Genomic DNA, 18999 nt, shown 5'->3' on the forward strand with positions numbered 1-18999 from the left:
TCTCAGTCATTCCATTGTATAAGAGTTATTCATATTCTTGCGCGGCCTTCTTCAACGATTCATAGGCCTCCTCCGGCGTCGTTCTGCCGAAGCTCAGCTCATCCCGGACGAGCGGGAAGTCTTTGTCGATGAAGTTCACCCAGCCTTCCGGCCCTGTCGTAAAGATCTGTCCGTCCGGCGTCGTGGCGTCGATCAGCTTCATCCCGACCTTTTCGCCCTCCGGAAGCTTCGGAATCAGCGACTCGGCGATTTTGGCATTGGCTGGCACGCCTCGAGCGGTACCAAGAATGGCCCCTGCCTCCGGATCGTTGATGAACCAGTCGATGAATTTGGCCGCTTCTTCCTTATGCTTGGAATTCGGCGACAGGCTGAAGTACATGGACGGCTTGAGCCAGCCCCCTGCTTCCTCGGCCCGCGGCATCGTAACCAGATCGTACGCCCCTTCCTTCATGCTGTCCCATGTGGTGTAGTTATTGGAGAAGGAGTAGCGGAACAGGATTTTGCCGTTGACCAGCAGGTCGGCCGTCGGATCCATTTCCTTGTCAGATGCGTTTAGATCCGCCGGAGGCACAAGTCCGTCCTTGCGCAGCTGTTCAAACTTCTTCGTCCACTCCAGGAATGTCGCCTCATCGATGTTGAATTTGCCGTCTTCCGTGATCAAGGTACCCTTGCCCTTGGCATAGTGATACGCGCTGAACATGAAGTAGTTGCCGGCATAATCCAGCGTGAAATATTGGCCTTCCGCCAGCTTAGGCTTTACTTCTTCCGCCAATGCGAAGAAATCATCCCATGTCCAGCCGTCCTTCGGCATCGTTGCGCCCAGCTTCTCCAGAGCCGCCTTGTCGTAAATCATCCCGAAAGCAACCGATCCGAGCGGCACGCCGTATTGCTTGCCGTCTCTCTGCCCGATCGGCAGCAGGCTCGGCGTCAATTCATCCAGTTTAACCTTGGTGTCGAGCTCTTCGAGCTGGTTGCGGGAGGTCCAGTCCGAAATCCAGCCCGGGTCCATTTGGAAAATATCCGGCTCATTATGCGCCGCTGCCTGCGTAGATAGCTTATCCAGATAACCATCCATCCCGGAGTATTCGGGCTCGAAGGTCACATGCGGATTTTTCGCCGTATAGGCCTCCAATGCCTTCAGTGTCGCTTCATGGCGCGGCTGTGAGCCCCACCACATAATCCGGAGCTTGACGTTGTCTGCCGAACCGCCTTCGGCCTGTGTATTGTTCTTGGATGAGTTTGTGCTGCCTGTGTTTGTGCCGGTGCCTCCGTTACCGCCGCCGCATGCCGCTGCCAGCAAGGAGAACACCATCAATAACGCGAGAATCTGCAATCGCTTCCATTTATTCATGCCGACTTCCCCCTAGAAACAATATATTGTGGTCAATATGATCCTATCAATTCCGGGATGACGGGAGTATAAGAGAGATGCACAATTTATTATAAAATCGTCTGATTATGCATTACGTCTGTGCTTCCTCAAGCCTAGGGAAGATGATCGTTACAACGACCCCTTCAAACTCGCCGTCCTTAACGTGGATCTCATAATTTTCATTAAAAAACGCCGAGAACCGCTCTCTCACATTCCGGATCCCGTAACCTCCTTTGCGGCGATGGCTCCCTTTGCTCTGAGGAGCAAGCCCACTTCCGTCGTCGATAATCGTCATTCGGATCCGGCTGCCCTCTTCCTCAGCCTTAATTTGAATTCGGCCAGTTTGCCTTGAATTAAATCCATGAATGATTGAATTTTCGACGAAAGGCTGGAGCGTCATTTTGGGAATGAATAAGTTGCGGATTTCCTGGGAGGCATGCACCTCGTATTCCAGACCGTCTTCCCACCGGATCTGCTGGATTTCCAAATAGCATGCGACGTGAGTCAGCTCTTCTTCAATCGTGATAAAGCTTTCTCCATGCGATAATCCGATGCGGAACATGCGGCCCATCAGCTCCAGAATGCGGCTCATCTTCTCCTGTCCCTCCGCAATCGCCATCCAGTTCAGCTGGTCCAAGGTGTTATATAGAAAATGCGGATTAATATTGGCTTGGAGCGCTTCGATTTCCGCCTTCCGCTGCTGCTCGTAACGCTGCGCCAGGGAGGCGTACAATGCCTGGATTCGCTCATTCAGTCTGCGAAACCCTGCAAACAGAATGCCGAATTCATTCGTGTAATCACCGGCCAGCTCCGCTTGCTTCCCTCCGACATCGTAATTCTTCATGGCTCTGACTAACTGGGCGATCGGCTTCAACAATTGCCTGCTTAGCCATAGCGTTAACAAAAAAGCCAGCAATAGGGCTCCGATGCCGATGGTAATAATGGCTCCAGCCAGCTTGACGCTGCCTGACGTAATTCTCTCCCAAGGGGTAATCTCAACCAGCATCCAGTTGGAGTCGGCGACTTTGGAATAGACGATCAGAGACTCGACGCCATGCTGTGTATGCAGCCGTGGCACACCGGATTGGTCCGTGAACCGCAAATCATGCTCCTGTAATCCGGCATCCCTCATTGATTTCCCGACGCTCAGCAGCTCCCTGCCGTTCAGATCCAGCAGCATCCGGTTCGAATCTTTAGAGTATCCTTCGAGAATCCCGCGGATCCAATCCGCTTTCACATGCACGACAAGAATACCCAAGTACCGGGAGTTGTTGTACACCTTGCGGGAAAAGCTGAGCACAGGCACGTTCCCATTATAGGTCGTTAAATCATGCTCCTCTGACCAGGAAAAGTCATTGTTCTTCAGCAAAGGATACCATGGCTTTGTCTCAGCCTCCGTTAATCCATGGAACTGAATATAGCTCTGCCGATCCCCCCACTCGGGCTGCTCCATATATAAATCGATGGCTTGAATTTGCGGAATCGAATACGTAAGATGAGCCAGCGCTTCCTGTATGCCCTTGGAGCGTCTGTAGTGATTAAACTCATCCTCTTTTCCCGACAAAAACGTAAGCAAATCATTGTCCCTGGACGTGGTCAGCGAGATCTGCTCGATCGACGTCAGACGTCCCGTAATTTCATTGTTCAGCTCCTCGAGCAGCCTTTTCTGGTAATACGACGTGTTGTCGGCCAATTCCCGCGAGGTCATGGCATAACTGGTCCATACCGTGATCGCCAGCACAATCGTGATCAGCCCTGCAAAGCAAATAATAAACAGGGAATCGATCCGGTATCTCTTGAAGGGATTGATCATACGCGCTCATCCTCCGTGCTCCATGCTTATCCATTCCGATCCGAAAAAAACATTGAAGCCGTGCGGCGAACCGCTGCCTCAATGTTTTCTCATTTTATAATATATCGGCTGGCCTAGCTACTACCCTTTTAATCCAGTGGTAGCCACGCCCTCCACAAAATATTTCTGGGCAAAGACAAACAGCAGCGTAGCCGGCAAAATGGATACGAGCGACATCGCCAGCAGTTGTCCCCACTCCGCGCCGCCTTGCGAATCGTTAATCATCCGCAAAGCCAAGCCTACCGTGTATTTGTCGACGGAATTAATGTACAGGAGATGGCCAAGGAAATCATCCCAGTTCCATAGGAAGCAGAAGATGATGACCGTCACGATGGAAGGCTTCATCAAGGGCATCACAATCCGCCAGTAGATCCCGAACCAGCTGCATCCGTCGATCTTGGCCGATTCGTCAAGTTCCCGCGGGATCCCGCGTATGAACTGAACGAGCAGGAAGACGAAGAAGGTTCCTCCCGCACCTCCCGCTAACGCATGGGGCACGATGAACGGCAGGTAGGTGTTGACCCAGCCGAACTGGTGGAACATCGCATACTGCGGAATGATGAGCACTTGGCCCGGCAGCATCAGCGTGAGCATGAGCAGTGAGAACCAGAAGCCGCGAAGCGGAAAGTCCAGCCTTGCAAATCCGAAGGCGACCAGCGTACAGGAAATGACCGTTACGATAATGACCGCCGTAATTAAATAAAAGGTATTCAAATAGAAGTCGGTAAAGGTGAAGCCCGGTACGGAATTCCATCCGTTAACGTAATTGGACCACTGCGGCACGGACGGGAAGATGGACGGGGAGCTGAGCTCCTGGTTCGTTTTCAAGGAAGCGCCAATCCACCAAATGACCGGATACACCATAACCAAGCTGAATAGGATGAGGACCGCATGGCGAATCACGGGGCTCCATTTGCGTCTGGTCATTTTCTTTTCCCTCCTTGGCTCTCGGACTCATAGAATACCCAGTATTTCGACGTCAGGTTAATGATCACGGCGGCAGCCACAATCAAGATCAGCATGATCCAGGCCAAGGAAGAGGAGTAGCCCAGCTGATAGCGGCTGAATGCCCTTTCATATAGGTATAACGCATAAACATAGGTAGAGTTCATCGGCCCACCGCCGGTGATGACGTATGCAGGCGTGAACATCTGGAAGGAGTTAATGACCCCCATAATGAGATTGAAGAACAACGTGGGCGACAGCATCGGAAGCGTGATTTTGAAAAATTGCTTCACCTTGCCCGCACCATCCACCGCGGAGGCTTCATACAGATCATTCGGAATCTGCTTCAGGCCCGCGAGGAAAATCACCATCGAGGAGCCGAATTGCCATACCGACAACCCAATCAGGGACCATAATGCGGTATCGGGGTTCGTGACCCAGCCCGTGCCGGGAATCCCGAAAAATCCAAGCACTTTGTTGAAGAAGCCGTCCACGCCGAAAATATTTTTCCACAGCAGGGACACCGCGATGCTCGCCCCGATTAAGGAAGGGAAATAGATAGCCGTCCGATAGACGGATATCCCGCGCACAGCCCTCTTCAGCAGGAGCGCAACCATCAGCGCGGCAATCAGCTTTAGCGGCACCGAAGCGAGTACATAATAAAATGTGAGCTTGAGCGATTGGGCAAATTTGTCGTCCGCCATAATGATGCGCTCGTAATTGTCCAGGCCGACCCACTCGATCGGCTTCATGAGCGTGTAATCCGTGAAGGAATAGTAGAGGGACAACAGCATCGGATAGGCCGTCAACGCCAAAAATCCAATCAACCAAGGGGAAATAAACAGATAACCTGCAAGGGGAGAGTCCCAGCGCTTGCGTAATGGCTTTTTGCGAACAGGTATTCCGGATGCTGCAGATGTTGCTCGTTCCATGAACTCACTCTCCTTTATTCGTACCTTCAGTATAGAAGGAGAGCCGCCGGGAACTACATAAGACAATTGCTCAAAATCATTCAATATTTTCAGAATGTGTCGTCAGAACGGAAAACCGGAATCCAGGTGTGCCGGATAATCCACAAAAAGATAAGTATAGTTGATGATGAAAAATCCAATGACAAATAGGATTTGGATGATCAGTGCATAGATATGATATGCCTTTGCGTTTTGCCGACCTTTGGTAAGCAGGTAGAACAGAAGAAGAAGGATGCCTAATACGACCAAGAAGCCAGCCACGTGCACTGCGAGTAATTCAATTTTATCTTGCCGGGTTAACTCACCAGGTGCACTTGAACTAGCAATGGATCGGGAGGCCCGGATACTCATGTAAGACAGCTTCGATCCCAACCATGTGAAACAAGCGCCGGCAACAAACAAAAGGAATATTAGTAATATCGACAATGAAAGTTCCCCTTTAGTTTTGGATTTATCTTCATCACGATCCGCCGCCCCATCAATCCCAATCCATAAAAGACGTCGCCATCAGCTCGCTTTCCCTGCAATCTGGACAGGTTAGACGAATCGGCACGTTGTGCTCAATCGGTGTCCGTTCCATTTCGGCTCCGCATCTCTTGCAGTTGCAAACGCGCCGATACTGTGACCGGTCTGACTTCATCTCAATGTACAATTCATTTTGAATGCCATCACATTGTGGGCACACATACAGTGCCTGATGAGCGTCGTACGAGACGGAACCATCCTCCATAAATTCTCCGATCACCTGCTTAAGCGCCGGATCTGTGACAAACGAAGCGATCGACTTCAAGGAGATGTACATAAAGCCGATTCCTTCATAAATAATGCTGTTGTAATGGCACGTACCGCACTCCAATTTGAATGCTATTCCCATGATCATCCCCCGCGGGTGGGCTCCGATAGGCCCGGTAGTTTAGTATGAAAAAATAAGTTAAAGTCCACGTTCTTCGAATCCTTGCCGTTCATGTCCTGCGCTTGCGGTAAGGATCTATATACCTTTCCATAAATCCCCGACCAAATCCTCTTATGAGTTCAGATCCGGTGCACCGAATGATGTTCAATCATGGATCAGTATAGGGAATTCAGCGCATCGACTGTGAAAGGTTTCAGCTCGCAGAACCGTCCGTTCCGGATTTTCATCGCCCACTCTGGGTCTACTAACAACGAGCGCCCAACGGCCACCAGATCAAACTCATTTTGCTCAAGTCTTTCGATCAAACCATCGAGCCCGGTAAACTGTGTCGCTTGGCCGGAAGCGAAGGAACGCATGAATTCTTCGTTTAACCCTACGGAACCGACGGTAATGGTCGGTCGTCCGGTCAATAATTTGACCCATCCTGCCAAGTTTAGGTCAGAGCCTTTGAATTCGGGTTCCCAGAAGCGCCGGGTCGAGCAATGATAAATATCAACACCTGCGGTTGTCAGCGGCTCAAGGAATGCTGCCAGCTGCTCCGGCGTTTCCGCCAGCTTGGCCGTATAGTTGGCGGTTTTCCATTGAGATATGCGCAGAGCAATCGGGAAATCGGGACCGACCGCATGCCGAACGGCGCGAATGATTTCTGCAGCGAAACGCGTTGCCCCCTCGAAGCTGTCGCCACTGTATCGGTCCGATCTCCTATTGGTTTGTTTCCAGAAAAATTGATCGATCAAGTAGCCGTGGGCTCCATGGATTTCGATACCGTCGAAACCGAGTGACTTGGCGTCGGCAGCCGCTTGGGCGAATGCGTCAATCACGGAAAGGATATCCGATTCGGTCATAGGGGCGGTTACTTGTTGGCCGGACAGGTCGATTCCGGATGGTCCTATAGGGAGAATTTCCGGATTCGGAGGACTGCCGATTTTCCGTGCCATGCCGACATGCCACAATTGAGGAAAAATTCGGCCTCCTGCCGCGTGGACTTGCTCCACGACAGACGACCAGCCTTTCAGAGCAGGGCCATAGAAATGGGGGACGTTCGGATGGTCAGCTGACGAGGGATGGTTAATGACGGTTCCCTCCGTTATGATCAGACCCACCCCATTCTCGGCACGACGCCGGTAATACCGGGCAACATCAGCACCGGGCAGGCCATTCGGCGAAAATGATCGGGTCATAGGCGCCATGACGACTCGATTAGGAAGCGACAATTTGCCGATCGAAAATGGCGTAAATAAAGGTTGTACGGAAGGGTGAACGGCAGATGCGTTCCCGTTTGATTGATTAGACATGATAATGAATCCTCCTTATTTGTTCTCTTGCGTAATTTTTAAATTTCAAGCCGTGAACTTGTTTTAGCCCGGGACGCCTCTTCGGAACGTTTTTTAATTTTCATCGATCCGACCGTCAGAGCCGCGATGGCACCGAGGACAGAGAAGCCAAGAAGCAGAACAAATCCTTGTGTAATAGCATGATCCATCGCGTGTGTAAAGTAGGACACCAACTCCGGTTCAAAACGATCTTTATATCGCAGCACGGTTTCAGCATCCGGCGGATGATAGGACGGGTTGGAGCTCGAATTCAGGTTGAATCGTGTAATTGCCGTCTCGACCGACGCGGTTATTTGGGAATTGACGATGACGGCCATGATCGAAGCACCCATTACGCCGCCCATGCTGCGGCAGAAGCCGACAAGCGATGAAGAAATACCGATAAATCGCTCTTCAACGCTGTAAGCGACGGCGTTCTGACTGAGACTGTTCAAGGGGCCGAGCACGCCCAGCCCGAGCAGGACAACCATTCCAATGAATTGCCAAAAAGGAACAGCCGGCGAAAGACTCATGAACAAGCTAGAAACAATGATTCCGACCACCATATTGACCACCATGACGGTCCGGATTTGGAAACGGGTGAGAATTAAACCCATCAGAACGGAGCCGATGATCATGGACAACATCAACGGAGTCAGCAATAAATTTAATCGGCTTTCTCCCAGTACATAGTTGGTATAGAGCGGCAGGTAGGTCATCGCGGCGAACATCATGGCGCCTTGACAGAAGACGACGATGCTTGTTCCTGTCACCATACGGTTTTTGAATAGCTTGAGCGGCAAGATGGGCTCCATGGCCCGCCGTTCCACCATGAAAAAGCTTATGACCGCCAAAACCGAGATCCCGAACAGGGCAATGATCTTCCAGGAGGTCCATGATACGTTATTACCGCCAAGCTCGAGCGCAATCATGGAACAGACCGTAGCAATGACTATCAGTATGGCACCAAGCACGTCGATTTTCGGCTTTGTCTCCGCTCGGGATTCCCGGAGCGTCAGGAGCAGTGCCGCGAACGAGAGGATCCCGATCGGCAGGTTGATATAGAAGCACCAACGCCAGGATAGCGTTTCGGAAATCCACATGCCGATCTGCGGCCCCGCAATCGAAGAGAGTCCGAATACGGCACCAAATATTCCTGACAGCTTCCCCGATTCTTTGGGATCGGTATACAAGGTATATATCAAGGAGAAGGAAATCGGAAAAATACCGCCGGATCCGATTCCTTGTATGACCCGGTAAATGCTTAGCTGCTCCATCGTCTGGGCCGTTCCGCAGAGTGCGGAGCCCAGAAGGAAGATGCCGATGGAAACCAAATACAAGGTCTTCCTCCCGAAAAGATCGGAGAGCTTGCCGAATATTAACATCGTGCTCGTTCCGGCCAGTGCGTAGGTGGTATAAATCCAGGTGACTCTATCCAGACCGCCGATGTCGTCTATGATCTTGCTGACACTTGCCGATACGATCGTGTGATCCAGTGCGGTCAGCACCAAGCCTAAAGCAATGGACATCAGTATGATAAACCTTCGTTGTTGGGCCAATCGACTCCACTCCCTCTATTTTCGATATCCAGCCGCCGTCAGAACATTTTTGCCGCAAGTGCCGTGTTTCTGAGACCTTCGGCAATGATGGTCTCCCTGCGATTGGGGTATTGGTTATGACCTTCTATAACAATCGTGGTAATGTCCGTAATGCCGAACACCTGCAAATGCTTTTTGACGAAGCTAACCGCAAGCTCATCATGTTCCGCATAGATACCGCCTCTGGCACTTAATAGAGCGACTTTCTTGCCTTGCAATAGTCCAACCAAGCCTTCCGCTGTATATTTAAAGGTTTTGCGGGGCTGATGCAGATAGTCCAGATACGAATGCAAGACGGCTGGAACCGTCAAATTCCAGAGCGGGAAAGCTATGACGATTTTATCGGCTGCAAGAAACTGATCCAGGTACTTACGAACAATCTGCTGCTCGGCTTCTTCTTCCGGGGTGAGCGTCATGCCTTGGGCGATTTTATAATTTCCCGTAATCATCGTGGTCCCCAGATAGGGCAGCGGTTCATGAAATAAGTTCACTTCCACAATCGTCTCCTGCGGGTGCGATTCCTTATAGCTTGACAAGAAGGCTTCGTACATTTGCACACTGACGGCATGCTCCGCCGGGCGATTGCTCGCTTGAATAAATAACGTTGTTGTCATTTCATTTCCTCCATTCATAGGCCACTTTTGATGGACTATACTTTATAAAGTATTTTATTTATAAAACAAATTTAACCAGTTTCTTTTGACTTTGTAAAGAACTTTCTTTAGAATATAAGGGGAGAGGCATCTCTCGTAATATGTGATGTGGGGGTCGTGAACCATTGAAAAAGAAGGACGAGTCATCTGTAACATCCACCAGAAAAGCCATTGTAACGCTGCTGAAGCAGCATGGTCCTATGGATGCCGTTACGTTAGCTTCGAAGTTATCATTGACAGGGATGGCTGTGCGTCAGCATTTATATGAACTACAGAAACAGGAAGTCGTTGAATATGAGGAAGAGGCTCGTCCCATCGGCAGGCCAGCAAAAATATGGAGGCTGACGGCCTTGGCCAACCGTTGGTTTCCTAACGGCTATTTGCAATTATCGATCGATTTAATTCATTCGGTCAGGGCCACGTTCGGAGATGAAGGATTGGGGAGAGTGCTTGAGGACCTCAAACATAATCAAATAATAAAATATCGGGAGCATTTGTCCGATGCGGACAGCCTAATGGACAGGCTCCAAAAGCTGGTCATGATCCGTATGAACGAAGGGTATTTTCCGGAAATACAAGAGCAGGAGGACGGAAGCTTCTTATTCGTACAGAAACATTGCCCGATCGCAGAGGCTGTCGCTGTCAGTTCCCGTTTTATCGATAACGAGCTCGAACTCTTTCAATCGGTGCTTGGCGATCATGTGACCATCGAACGTGTTGAATATCTTTTGTCAGACGGCCCCAGCTGTGCCTATCGGATAACGGACAATCAGGGTCTGTGAAGATCACTGGATCATTTTATACTTTCTGGTAACTAAAAAACGCATCTCCCTGTGGAGATGCGTTGTTCACGGGCATTTCTATGTGTTAACCGATAGCGCCGCCTGCTTGCCGGATTACTCCGGGATATTTCCTCCGGCCACACGGTCGCCCGAATTGCCCGCCGGATCGGTGACGTTGTCATCCTCGCCGGCATGAATGATCAGCGAGCGCCCCAGTACCGAGTTGGGCTGGCCTTTCTCTAGCGTTCCATGCTGAATGATCGTCTCCGCTTCCACGGTGCCGTCAGCGCCTACGACCAGGTTCGGCATATCGCCGACATGGCTTCCTTGCGGATTTTCAAGGCCATGATGCTTATGGGTCGGGTTAAAATGGGCGCCGGCAGATTTAAAATCCCCATCTTGAATCGGGTTCTCATGCACATGGAACCCATGCTTGCCCGGAGTTAGTCCGGATGCGGTAATCTTCACCTTCACCCCGTCATGGATCTGCTCCAAGGTAGCGGAACCAATAGGCTCTCCCGCCGCATTGTACAGCTTGACTACAGGATGCCCCATGGATTCCTTCCTGGAAGCCTCGCTCCAGTAGACGGGTTGGTTAACTGGTTCCGAATCCATGCGAGCTGACACACCGTTGCGGCCGGCAGGCATATTAGGATCCGAGGTTGCCGTCCCTTGTTTCGCTAATGGGCCGTCAGCGGTGGAGTTGTCCTTCCCGTTAACGTAATCGCTTATTTTAGACGTTGTGTGTTTAATCGCGCTTAGGGTTCCTTCGGGATTCGCAGCAATCAAGATCCCTATAAGTAATAGGGCTCCGGCAAGAAAAGCTCCCGCCATATATTTTAACTTGTTAGTCTTCTTCTTCACTTCATCGCCTCCTGAATGATGGTATCATTCATCTCCCAATCCTCTGATTTTATACGTCTGGGCCGTGATTTTATGAGAGTTGGGGCTTTCGGCGTTAGCGATTGATTCCGAAAGACAGGTTCAAGCGATAACAGATAAATTTTAGCACTTGAATCATCTGAAACGGCGGAGCAGAAGAGGATACAGGCTACGGCTTTAATTCCCCTCAGACAAAATGAGTTCTCTCATCCGATCCGTATATTTGGACGGTACCACATATACATCTTCTCCCCAATCTTTGAAAGCATAGCTGAATACACTTTCCTGTCCCTCTTCCCCTAGCCACAGCCTGATGGCATGAACGGGAGATTGCTGTGCATAGACAACCATCACATCGTAATTCGGTTCCGTTCGTTTGGCATCATCTGGCTGCTTGCGGGTCGTACGGATGGCTTCCTCAAATACGCTTACATCTTTCGCTTCCTTCAAGGACAGCAGCGTATCCCCATTCATCTCGTCCCAATTCTCGAATGCCGAGATCCGGATTTCGGCGATCTGTTCGTCTAGAAGCTGCATCGTCGCCCAACCCGTCTCTTTCTCGCAGCCTGCCATTAGGACCGTTGTAATACACAGAATCGTGATCGTTAATAAGCGCTTCATTAAACCGGCCTTTCTTATCTATGGAAGAATATTACTGGATAACGCCATGCAGCTTCAGCTTGTTGATCAGCATGGTTTTGTACGTGTCTTGATCATAAAGGGAGTTATTGATTCGCTCCTTGTTCAGTCCGAGCTTGTCCAAGATGCTGTATTCCAGCTGGCGCCGGGCTTCCAAGACTTGCAAAGTCCCTTCGACGCCTTCTAGACCGTGATGCTTGCCGTATCCCTGCTGGGTGTAGTAATGGACGAATCCTGTGGCCCAAGCCTCCGGGCGTTCCCGGATGGCCTTGCGGAATGCATATCCGAGATCGTTTTGCTCAATGTAGAACAATAGGGGATTCAGCGGGTGGATCGTCTTTTCCAGCCCCAGCACGTAGTCAGTCACTTGCTCTTCCGGCGCATCATGCTTCACCATACCGACGGTCACCGGATTCTGAATGAAACAGCACTCAAAAATCATGAGCGTATTCTCATGCACCGCCTGCTCCGCATATGTCTCCCACCGATCGGTGATGAGTCTCCTGTTGAGGTCCGGCGGGAGCTCGTAAATATCCTGTTTGGACAACGAATGATATAGATCATCCGGCATAGAGGCTTCATATTCGTTCTTCAGTTTCTGGTAGGGCAAGAGATACCAGCTGCCTTTCTTGGCAGCCCGTTCGATCAATATTTGTTTAAAAGGACCTGCGACCTGCAGCAGACGTCCGAATTCTTCTTCAGTTAAACACGCCGTTCCCTCATAATCTGCCGGATGTTCTGCATCCCCTTCCATGACAAGCCGGGCCTCGATGTTTCGTTCGGTAAGAATGTCATGAATCATCCGGGACGTCGTCGATTTGCCGAACCCAGGCAGGCCCTCAACCAGGATCAATTTTGTTTTCATTACAAATTGCCTTCAAAGCTCAAAATAATTACAGTTTCAAATTATTCTGTAGGACCCAACGGATATCCTCTTCCCCATATAAAAAGGCTGCGAAAGACTTTGCGTCCGCAGCAGTGAGAAATACTCGGTATCTTACCGTATTCCGAAATTGAATCGAAGATAGGGATTTACTAGGTAAGTAATCTCAATCATAAGAAAAAAACCACTCCTTATATGGAATGGTTGATTACGAACTGAAAGAGCAGTGGCGGCAATGTCCCTTTCCCCTGCTAACTTTTCCATCAGCATATACCTTCAATTTAGTGTTGTTAGCGTACCAGCCAGCGATAATCTTGCCTGCAATCTACAATATGATCCACATACACCATCTCATCTTGGACCTGGTACAGCACTAGATACCACTTCTCCACAAACATCTTATGATATTTGTTCGGAGGTATAAATTCCGCTTCTAGAAAAGGATAACGTTCTGGCATCCGCTCCAATGAACGTATCGCTTGGAGCAATTCGTTTTTCGTGTTGCGTGCAGCCTCGGGACTTTTTTCCGCAAGAAAACGCACATGGTTTGCTAACATTTGACGGGCACGGTCAGAAATGATTACGTTATAACGAGGTTTTTTTTCCATGTTCGACCTCATCAATAACACTGTCCAAATAGGCATCCAATTCGTCAGGAGTTACACCAATGCGTCCAGCCAATCGATCCTCTTGAACAGCCAGCAACTCTTCACGGAGCTTCAACATCTTCTCACGACGGGAGAATGCCTCAATGTCCATGACGACGAGATCCCCTTCACCATTTTTGGTCAAATACACGGGTTCCCCGGACGTTTTACACAAATCAGCAATTTCATTATAGTTTTGACGTATACTCGCCGATGGTTTAATTAACACCGTATCCACTCCTTTCATAGCCATTCTTTAATCATATTGTACCTATATTCTGCTATATATTCAATGTAACCCCCTACTTTCACTTGTACACTTTTGAAAATGGGCAATAACGATTCACTTCTGATGGTCGTATTCATGCATGGAGGCAAAAGAAAAAGCCCCGAATATCGGAGCTTGCATGCCATAATTTGGAATGTACGACATTTGGCTAATAAAGGCGGTCGGCTAGTCTCCCGGACGGGAGGTGATGCCCATGACAGTGTATGGAAGCGATGAGCTTAATGCTTACCTTCGGGACGTTAATCGTCGCATTGTTATCGTTTAATAAACGATAATAGACCGCCCGTCGCAAGGTTACGGTCTATTTTCTGACTGAAGACTTGCAGCCGACCGCTCTGTTAGCGGTTGTTGTGCAGGGATCGTGTTACAGCACGGTCCCTTATTTATTCTTATCATATCATACCCGGTTTTAGTCCTCAATGATCCGAACTGATTTTCAGATGAACGCTCGATCCGGTATTCTGCCACTTCAATAACCAGCGATATCCGGCAGCCACTGGTACAGAGCAAGTCCTCATTTCGTATCCATTCTGCATCGAAAGAGGGTATCGTTGCTGAATATTGAATACATATGATAGGTTACAAAATGCTTGTAAGGAGGTTGGCATGAGGCAGGAGGATGAAATCCAAGCGCTTAAAGAGCGATTGAATTCTGTTGAAGAGCAGCTGGCAAAGAAGTCAAATGGCTTCAAGACACTTAAAATAGGAATCATCATAGTACTCGTTATTTTTCTCTTATTAGTTCTTATTGGGATCCTCCAATTTGTGAGCGCAGGATAAAGACCGTCAAGGGGCGGTCTTTTTCTTTGTCCAATGGAAGACGCAGCAACGTCCCCTATCGACCGGGGTAGTCCCTGGCTAATAAAGCGGGCCGCCACGCGGGGCATTTAGCTGATATCCACTCAGCTTCCCGATTTTAACAGCGACCGAAGCCGATATACGCACCGCCCACGGCTCGCTAACGGATGCAGCCACAACCCTCGCATTCAAAAGACAATAAGAAAACCACTCCTTTAACGTAAGGAATGGTTTGGATGTGAACCTATACGGTTCCGAGCTTATACTACTCCTCCACCCTCAAATTCATCAAGCAGTGCACGTGCTTCATCGGTTGACTTTGCGTTCATTAAGCGATTTCTCAACTCGCTTGCCCCTCGGAATCCACGGACATAGATTTTGAAGAAGCGGACAAGGGCGCTGAAGGAGCGCCGCATCTGTTCGGAATATTGATCATGCAGATCCAAATGCAGCCGCAGCAGACCCAGCAATTCCTCGCTGCTATGTTCCTTCGGCTCCTTCTCAAAAGCGAATGGATTATGGAAAATCCCGCGCCCGATCATAATTCCGTCCACGCCGTATTGTTCAGCGAGCTTCAGGCCGGTCTGACGGTCAGGAATGTCCCCGTTAATGGTTAGAAGTGTATCTGGCGCTACCTCATCACGAAGCTGTTTAATCTCCGGAATCAGTTCCCAGTGAGCTTCTACTTTGCTCATCTCGTCTCTTGTCCGCAGATGGATGGACAGATTCACAATGTCTTGCTCCAAAATATGGGTTAACCAGCCGCGCCATTCGTCCACCCTGCTAAAGCCGAGCCTTGTTTTTACGCTGACGGGCAGTCCTCCGGCCTTTGCGGCCTGGATAATATCCGCTGCAACGTCGGGACGGCAGATCAAGCCGCTTCCCTTCCCATTCTCGGCTACATTCGGTACAGGACAACCCATATTTATATCGATGCCTTTAAACCCTTCTTTCGCCATGCCGATACTCATCTGACGAAAGTATTCCGGCTTATCGCCCCAGATATGCGCTACCATGGGCTGTTCATCCTCTGTAAACGTCAAACGTCCGCGCACGCTATGATGCCCCTCCGGGTGACAATAGCTCTCTGTATTCGCAAACTCCGTAAAAAACACATCCGGTCTGGCTGCTGCGCTTACGACATGGCGAAACACTACATCCGTCACGTCTTCCATGGGCGCCAGCACAAAAAAAGGCCGCGGCAAATCCCGCCAAAAATTTTCTGTCATATCCAAAACTCCTCTATAAATGCAGGGAAATCTTTATCCCGAAATAGTAAATGTAAGCTCGTTCATACCCTTGCTTTTTCTTCACTTATAGCATATTTAAGCCATGCATATCAAACGGCAGTATATGTTAAAGCCGTAGACACATAAATGAATATATCACAATCCGAAGTGAGGAGCATACTCCCATAGATTAGTAAAAAAAGAAGGGGCATCGCCCCTTATCAGAGTGTCTTGTAGAAATTTGTGCTGTCGTTATCTTCGGACAGGGGTTCGACTCCCTTCGCCTCCATAACGGAAAGGCCAAAGGACTTTTCAGCACTTCAATTTTTTATATGAGGAAATCGAATTTTAAAGTTAGGCCGCAAAATAAAAAATGGCCGTACGGAAATGAATCCGTACCGCCATTTTTCATGTTTACTTGGGTCCCGCGCTGTTCACCGATCGCCGCGAGCCCCGATATGCGAAATGCCCACTGGCTATGCGCAAACTTCTCATGCGGCAGCGAATAGTGGCCGAGCGAGGCTAATGCCTTGAGCGCGTTACAGCTTACCCGCAGCTTTCACTTTCACAAGCAGCGCATTGCCTGGCAAATACGCAATCGGAATGTCCTCGACGGACACGATCTCTAACGTCTCCGGGTTCGCGCCGGCAGCCGCTGCCTCGTTCATGGCGCTCTCCTTCGCATCGCGGATGACGTCGTCATAGCTCCAGTCGTCCAGCGAATAGATCCGCTCCGACTCCCCGCTGACCAATCCCAATGCTGCGCCGATGGCGTTCGCCGCATCATAGTTGTCCGGCCGGATGATCCGGCTTGCCCCGGCCAGCGTCTCCGGCACCAACAAGCTGCCGCCGCCGACCAGAATGACATCGACCGGGTCTGCACTCGTCTTCATCCGGTCAATGGCATCCTCCAGGCTCTGCTGCATGACTGCATCGGCTTTGCCGCAGACGACTTCGTCCACGGCATCCGCGTTGGTGCCCGGCCATGCGGCCCGGCCCAGCTTCACCGCTACGTCCGTCGCCGTCAGCGTATCCCCGCCAAAGATGCGGGCCCGTTTCGTCAGCTCGTAGCCCACACTGTCCGGGCCAACCATTACGCCGCCCGCGTCATCAAGCCGGACGATCGTGCCGCCCCCGAGGCCGATGGACAAAATATCCGGCATCCGAAAATTCGTGCGAATGCCGCCGATATCCACCGCTGCCGACGATTGCCGCGGAAAGCCCTGCACGAGCACGCCGATATCCGTCGTTGTGCCGCCGATATCGACGACCAGCGCGTCGCTCAGCCCGGACAAATGCGCCGCGCCCCGAATCGAATTCGTCGGTCCGCACGCAATCGTCAGAATCGGGTAGCGGAGCGCATATTCGCTCTTCATCAACGTCCCGTCGTTCTGGCAAATATACAGCTGCGCATCAATGCCGAAGCCATTCAACGCTTTCTCGAAGCCGCGCACCACGCCTGCAATGACTTGCAGCAGCGCCGCGTTCAGCACGGAGGCATTCTCCCGCTCGAGCAGCCCGATGCTGCCAATCTCGCTGGAATACGTGACCGGCATATCCGCACCTAACACTTCGCGCACAATCTCTCCGGCCCGCTTCTCCTGCTCACGGTTCACAGGAGCAAATACCCCGCACACCGCCACCGCGTCGACTTCTCCGCTCATCCGGCGGCACAGCTCGGCGATCTCCTTCTCGTCCAGGCTGGCGATCTTGCGGCCGTCATACTCATAGCCGCCGGAGGCGATATAGCTATGCGGCCCCACCGCAGCGCGCAGCGATTCGTCCCAGCCGGCAAGCGGCGGAACGGCCGTCGTTGCCGGAGCGCCGATACGTATCAGCCCTACCCGGCCGAGATGCTTGCGCTCCACGATGGCATTGGTGCAATGCGTGGTGCCGAGCATCGCATAGCGAATGTCCGAGCCATTTACGCCGCTTTCTTGCAGCAGCAGGCGAACGGCCTCCACAATGCCTTCGTTCACGTCGGCCGTCGTATGGACCTTTACCTTGTGCACGCAGCGCAAGTCGGAATCCAGCAGGGCGGCGTCTGTATTCGTTCCACCCACATCAATGCCGATGCGGTAAATCCGGTTTGCATTAGATGTTGTAGTCTCGGTCATTTCGCCGCACCTCCTTTCGAAGCCAACGTCTCGATCGGCACATAATCAAAGTCATAACCGAAATATCTCGGCCCGGCCGTCTCGATGCCCTTCGGCGTGCGCCATTTGTCATCGCACGGCAAACCTGCTGCCGTCACCCGGGCACCATACTTCAAGTTCTCCGTCGTCACCGGCATGCCCGTATCCTGATCCAGCAGCGTAATCAGATCAGGCGTAATGGCAAGCGGTTGATCGTCAACGGTGGCGAGCAGGAACTCATTCTGGAAAAACAACCGCATCGTTTCTCCCTTGTTCTCGCCGGTGCCTTCAAATACCGCTTCGCCGCGCGTAAAGCCGCCGTCCATGCGGCGACGGGTATCCACGGCCTTCCCATGGAACAGTGCATGGCCGTTCAGCCTCCTGAGCAGCTCCCGCACAGGGTTCAGCTTCTCCTGCTTCGCTTCGAACAGCGTCCGCCCGATCTCATAGGCGAGCGTCAGCGTGCCGCCGATCGCGCTTCGCTTCGCCTGCGCGCCGGATACCGGATAATCGCAGATGGAGGCAGAGCCCCCCATCTCCACCGTCAGCGCACGCGCCAGCCGTTCCTCCCACACGCCGTCAATCGTATGCATCAGCGCGCTGTTGCCGCGCTCGTCCGCCATCGCCACCGGGCTGCACGGGATACCTTCCAGATGGAACGTCACCATCTGCGATTCGGGAAACGCGCGCCCCATCGCATCGGCATCGACAAGCGGAATTCCGCGCCGTGCCGCCGCAATGACCGGAACGAGCGAGTTGCCGCCGCCGACCTCGATCGGCATGACGGCATCCACCTTGCGGCCGAGCTCTCTCTCCATCAGATCCAGCGGCTTGGTCAGCTGGTCTGCCGAAGGGATTTTCTCCAGCATCACCGTCGGTGCTCCGATCATCGATACCGGCACGATAAGCCCTTCATCGTCCAGCTCTTCGAGCTGGACAATTCGAACCGGGCCAAGCTCGCGGATCGCCTCCATGGCCATCAGTTTTCCGACATGAGGATCTCCGCCGCCGCCCGTGCCAAGCACCGCAGCGCCGATCGCGATATATTCGATTGACTGTTCATCCAATGTTGTTAATCTGGTTGCCTTGTTCATGCTT

19 protein-coding genes are annotated in these 18999 nt (G+C 51.3%); 2 read left to right on the plus strand and 17 right to left on the minus strand.

The genetic code is table 11. From position 1 onward, the window contains the following. Window positions 1–25 precede the first annotated feature (25 nt). The 9 genes from NSQ46_RS25460 to NSQ46_RS25500 form a co-directional block, all read right to left on the minus strand. Entirely contained in the window at window positions 26–1351 is a 1326-nt protein-coding gene (locus NSQ46_RS25460; RefSeq protein WP_341034334.1) for an extracellular solute-binding protein, read from the minus strand. 112 nt (window positions 1352–1463) lie between these two features. Further along, window positions 1464–3185, minus strand: a complete 1722-nt coding sequence (locus NSQ46_RS25465; protein WP_342575227.1) for a sensor histidine kinase — start codon at window positions 3183–3185, stop codon at window positions 1464–1466. A gap of 120 nt (window positions 3186–3305) precedes the next feature. Then, window positions 3306–4151, minus strand: coding sequence for a carbohydrate ABC transporter permease (locus tag NSQ46_RS25470; RefSeq protein WP_342575228.1), 846 nt, complete (start codon window positions 4149–4151; stop codon window positions 3306–3308). Next, on the minus strand, window positions 4148–5101 hold the full coding sequence (locus NSQ46_RS25475) for a sugar ABC transporter permease (RefSeq protein ID WP_077569658.1): 954 nt from the start codon (window positions 5099–5101) through the stop codon (window positions 4148–4150). The genes NSQ46_RS25470 and NSQ46_RS25475 overlap by 4 nt, the downstream gene beginning before the upstream one ends. Window positions 5102–5203: 102 nt before the next feature. Further along, entirely contained in the window at window positions 5204–5566 is a 363-nt protein-coding gene (locus tag NSQ46_RS25480) for a hypothetical protein (RefSeq protein ID WP_341034339.1), read from the minus strand. A 52-nt stretch (window positions 5567–5618) separates the two neighbouring features. Continuing rightward, window positions 5619–6014: a hypothetical protein gene (locus tag NSQ46_RS25485; RefSeq protein ID WP_007131072.1), complete on the minus strand. Its 396-nt coding sequence runs from the start codon at window positions 6012–6014 to the stop codon at window positions 5619–5621. Between the two features lie 194 nt (window positions 6015–6208). Further along, window positions 6209–7348, minus strand: a complete 1140-nt coding sequence (locus tag NSQ46_RS25490; protein WP_342575231.1) for an NADH:flavin oxidoreductase — start codon at window positions 7346–7348, stop codon at window positions 6209–6211. A gap of 38 nt (window positions 7349–7386) precedes the next feature. Further along, window positions 7387–8925, minus strand: coding sequence for a DHA2 family efflux MFS transporter permease subunit (locus NSQ46_RS25495; protein WP_342575233.1), 1539 nt, complete (start codon window positions 8923–8925; stop codon window positions 7387–7389). Between the two features lie 38 nt (window positions 8926–8963). Beyond that, the gene (locus NSQ46_RS25500; protein ID WP_007131069.1) at window positions 8964–9578 is read right to left on the minus strand and encodes an FMN-dependent NADH-azoreductase; all 615 of its coding nucleotides are present in this window, start codon (window positions 9576–9578) and stop codon (window positions 8964–8966) included. A 164-nt stretch (window positions 9579–9742) separates the two neighbouring features. Between NSQ46_RS25500 and NSQ46_RS25505 the strand changes: the two genes are divergently transcribed. Further along, a complete protein-coding gene (locus tag NSQ46_RS25505; protein WP_007131068.1) occupies window positions 9743–10399 on the plus strand; it encodes a transcriptional regulator in 657 nt (218 codons plus the stop codon). Window positions 10400–10513: 114 nt separating this feature from the next. Here the strand turns inward: NSQ46_RS25505 and NSQ46_RS25510 are convergent, their stop codons facing one another. The 5 genes from NSQ46_RS25510 to NSQ46_RS25530 all read right to left on the minus strand — a co-directional run bounded on the left by NSQ46_RS25510 (window position 10514) and on the right by NSQ46_RS25530 (window position 13679). Further along, complete coding sequence (locus NSQ46_RS25510; protein ID WP_007131067.1) at window positions 10514–11263, minus strand: superoxide dismutase family protein; 750 nt, start codon at window positions 11261–11263, stop codon at window positions 10514–10516. Window positions 11264–11458: 195 nt separating this feature from the next. Next, entirely contained in the window at window positions 11459–11902 is a 444-nt protein-coding gene (locus NSQ46_RS25515) for a hypothetical protein (protein WP_007131066.1), read from the minus strand. A 31-nt stretch (window positions 11903–11933) separates the two neighbouring features. Then, complete coding sequence (locus NSQ46_RS25520) at window positions 11934–12785, minus strand: hypothetical protein (protein ID WP_341034343.1); 852 nt, start codon at window positions 12783–12785, stop codon at window positions 11934–11936. A 308-nt stretch (window positions 12786–13093) separates the two neighbouring features. Beyond that, window positions 13094–13411 (minus strand): type II toxin-antitoxin system RelE/ParE family toxin, encoded by a 318-nt coding sequence (locus tag NSQ46_RS25525; protein WP_341034344.1) that lies wholly within the window; start codon window positions 13409–13411, stop codon window positions 13094–13096. Next, window positions 13389–13679 carry a type II toxin-antitoxin system Phd/YefM family antitoxin gene (locus NSQ46_RS25530; RefSeq protein WP_077569668.1) on the minus strand — a complete coding sequence of 97 codons (291 nt, stop codon included), beginning with the start codon at window positions 13677–13679 and terminating at the stop codon, window positions 13389–13391. The genes NSQ46_RS25525 and NSQ46_RS25530 overlap by 23 nt, the downstream gene beginning before the upstream one ends. 666 nt (window positions 13680–14345) lie before the next feature. Between NSQ46_RS25530 and NSQ46_RS25535 the strand changes: the two genes are divergently transcribed. Continuing rightward, window positions 14346–14519 carry a hypothetical protein gene (locus NSQ46_RS25535; RefSeq protein ID WP_341034345.1) on the plus strand — a complete coding sequence of 58 codons (174 nt, stop codon included), beginning with the start codon at window positions 14346–14348 and terminating at the stop codon, window positions 14517–14519. A gap of 278 nt (window positions 14520–14797) precedes the next feature. On the opposite strand, the gene NSQ46_RS25540 is transcribed toward NSQ46_RS25535, so the two are convergent. The 3 genes from NSQ46_RS25540 to NSQ46_RS25550 form a co-directional block, all read right to left on the minus strand. After that, the gene (locus NSQ46_RS25540) at window positions 14798–15766 is read right to left on the minus strand and encodes a tRNA-dihydrouridine synthase (RefSeq protein WP_341034346.1); all 969 of its coding nucleotides are present in this window, start codon (window positions 15764–15766) and stop codon (window positions 14798–14800) included. Window positions 15767–16305: 539 nt separating this feature from the next. Beyond that, a complete protein-coding gene (locus tag NSQ46_RS25545) occupies window positions 16306–17883 on the minus strand; it encodes a hydantoinase/oxoprolinase family protein (protein ID WP_342575237.1) in 1578 nt (525 codons plus the stop codon). Further along, window positions 17880–18995, minus strand: coding sequence for a DUF917 domain-containing protein (locus tag NSQ46_RS25550; protein WP_342575240.1), 1116 nt, complete (start codon window positions 18993–18995; stop codon window positions 17880–17882). The genes NSQ46_RS25545 and NSQ46_RS25550 overlap by 4 nt, the downstream gene beginning before the upstream one ends. Window positions 18996–18999 lie beyond the last annotated feature (4 nt).

This window comes from Paenibacillus sp. FSL M8-0142, assembly GCF_038597315.1.
GTDB classification, from domain to species: domain Bacteria; phylum Bacillota; class Bacilli; order Paenibacillales; family Paenibacillaceae; genus Paenibacillus_AQ; species Paenibacillus_AQ lactis.

Bases quoted from the DNA above. Each gene is read 5' to 3' on its own strand.
- NSQ46_RS25465 (WP_342575227.1), bottom strand. From the start codon at position 3,185: ATGATCAATCCCTTCAAGAGATACCGGATCGATTCCCTGTTTATTATT.
- NSQ46_RS25500 (WP_007131069.1), bottom strand. From the start codon at position 9,578: ATGACAACAACGTTATTTATTCAAGCGAGCAATCGCCCGGCGGAGCAT.
- NSQ46_RS25535 (WP_341034345.1), top strand. From the start codon at position 14,346: ATGAGGCAGGAGGATGAAATCCAAGCGCTTAAAGAGCGATTGAATTCT.
- NSQ46_RS25550 (WP_342575240.1), bottom strand. From the start codon at position 18,995: ATGAACAAGGCAACCAGATTAACAACATTGGATGAACAGTCAATCGAA.
- NSQ46_RS25490 (WP_342575231.1), bottom strand. From the start codon at position 7,348: ATGTCTAATCAATCAAACGGGAACGCATCTGCCGTTCACCCTTCCGTA.
- NSQ46_RS25475 (WP_077569658.1), bottom strand. From the start codon at position 5,101: ATGGAACGAGCAACATCTGCAGCATCCGGAATACCTGTTCGCAAAAAG.
- NSQ46_RS25470 (WP_342575228.1), bottom strand. From the start codon at position 4,151: ATGACCAGACGCAAATGGAGCCCCGTGATTCGCCATGCGGTCCTCATC.
- NSQ46_RS25525 (WP_341034344.1), bottom strand. From the start codon at position 13,411: ATGGAAAAAAAACCTCGTTATAACGTAATCATTTCTGACCGTGCCCGT.
- NSQ46_RS25520 (WP_341034343.1), bottom strand. From the start codon at position 12,785: ATGAAAACAAAATTGATCCTGGTTGAGGGCCTGCCTGGGTTCGGCAAA.
- NSQ46_RS25485 (WP_007131072.1), bottom strand. From the start codon at position 6,014: ATGGGAATAGCATTCAAATTGGAGTGCGGTACGTGCCATTACAACAGC.
- NSQ46_RS25515 (WP_007131066.1), bottom strand. From the start codon at position 11,902: ATGAAGCGCTTATTAACGATCACGATTCTGTGTATTACAACGGTCCTA.
- NSQ46_RS25460 (WP_341034334.1), bottom strand. From the start codon at position 1,351: ATGAATAAATGGAAGCGATTGCAGATTCTCGCGTTATTGATGGTGTTC.
- NSQ46_RS25545 (WP_342575237.1), bottom strand. From the start codon at position 17,883: ATGACCGAGACTACAACATCTAATGCAAACCGGATTTACCGCATCGGC.
- NSQ46_RS25540 (WP_341034346.1), bottom strand. From the start codon at position 15,766: ATGACAGAAAATTTTTGGCGGGATTTGCCGCGGCCTTTTTTTGTGCTG.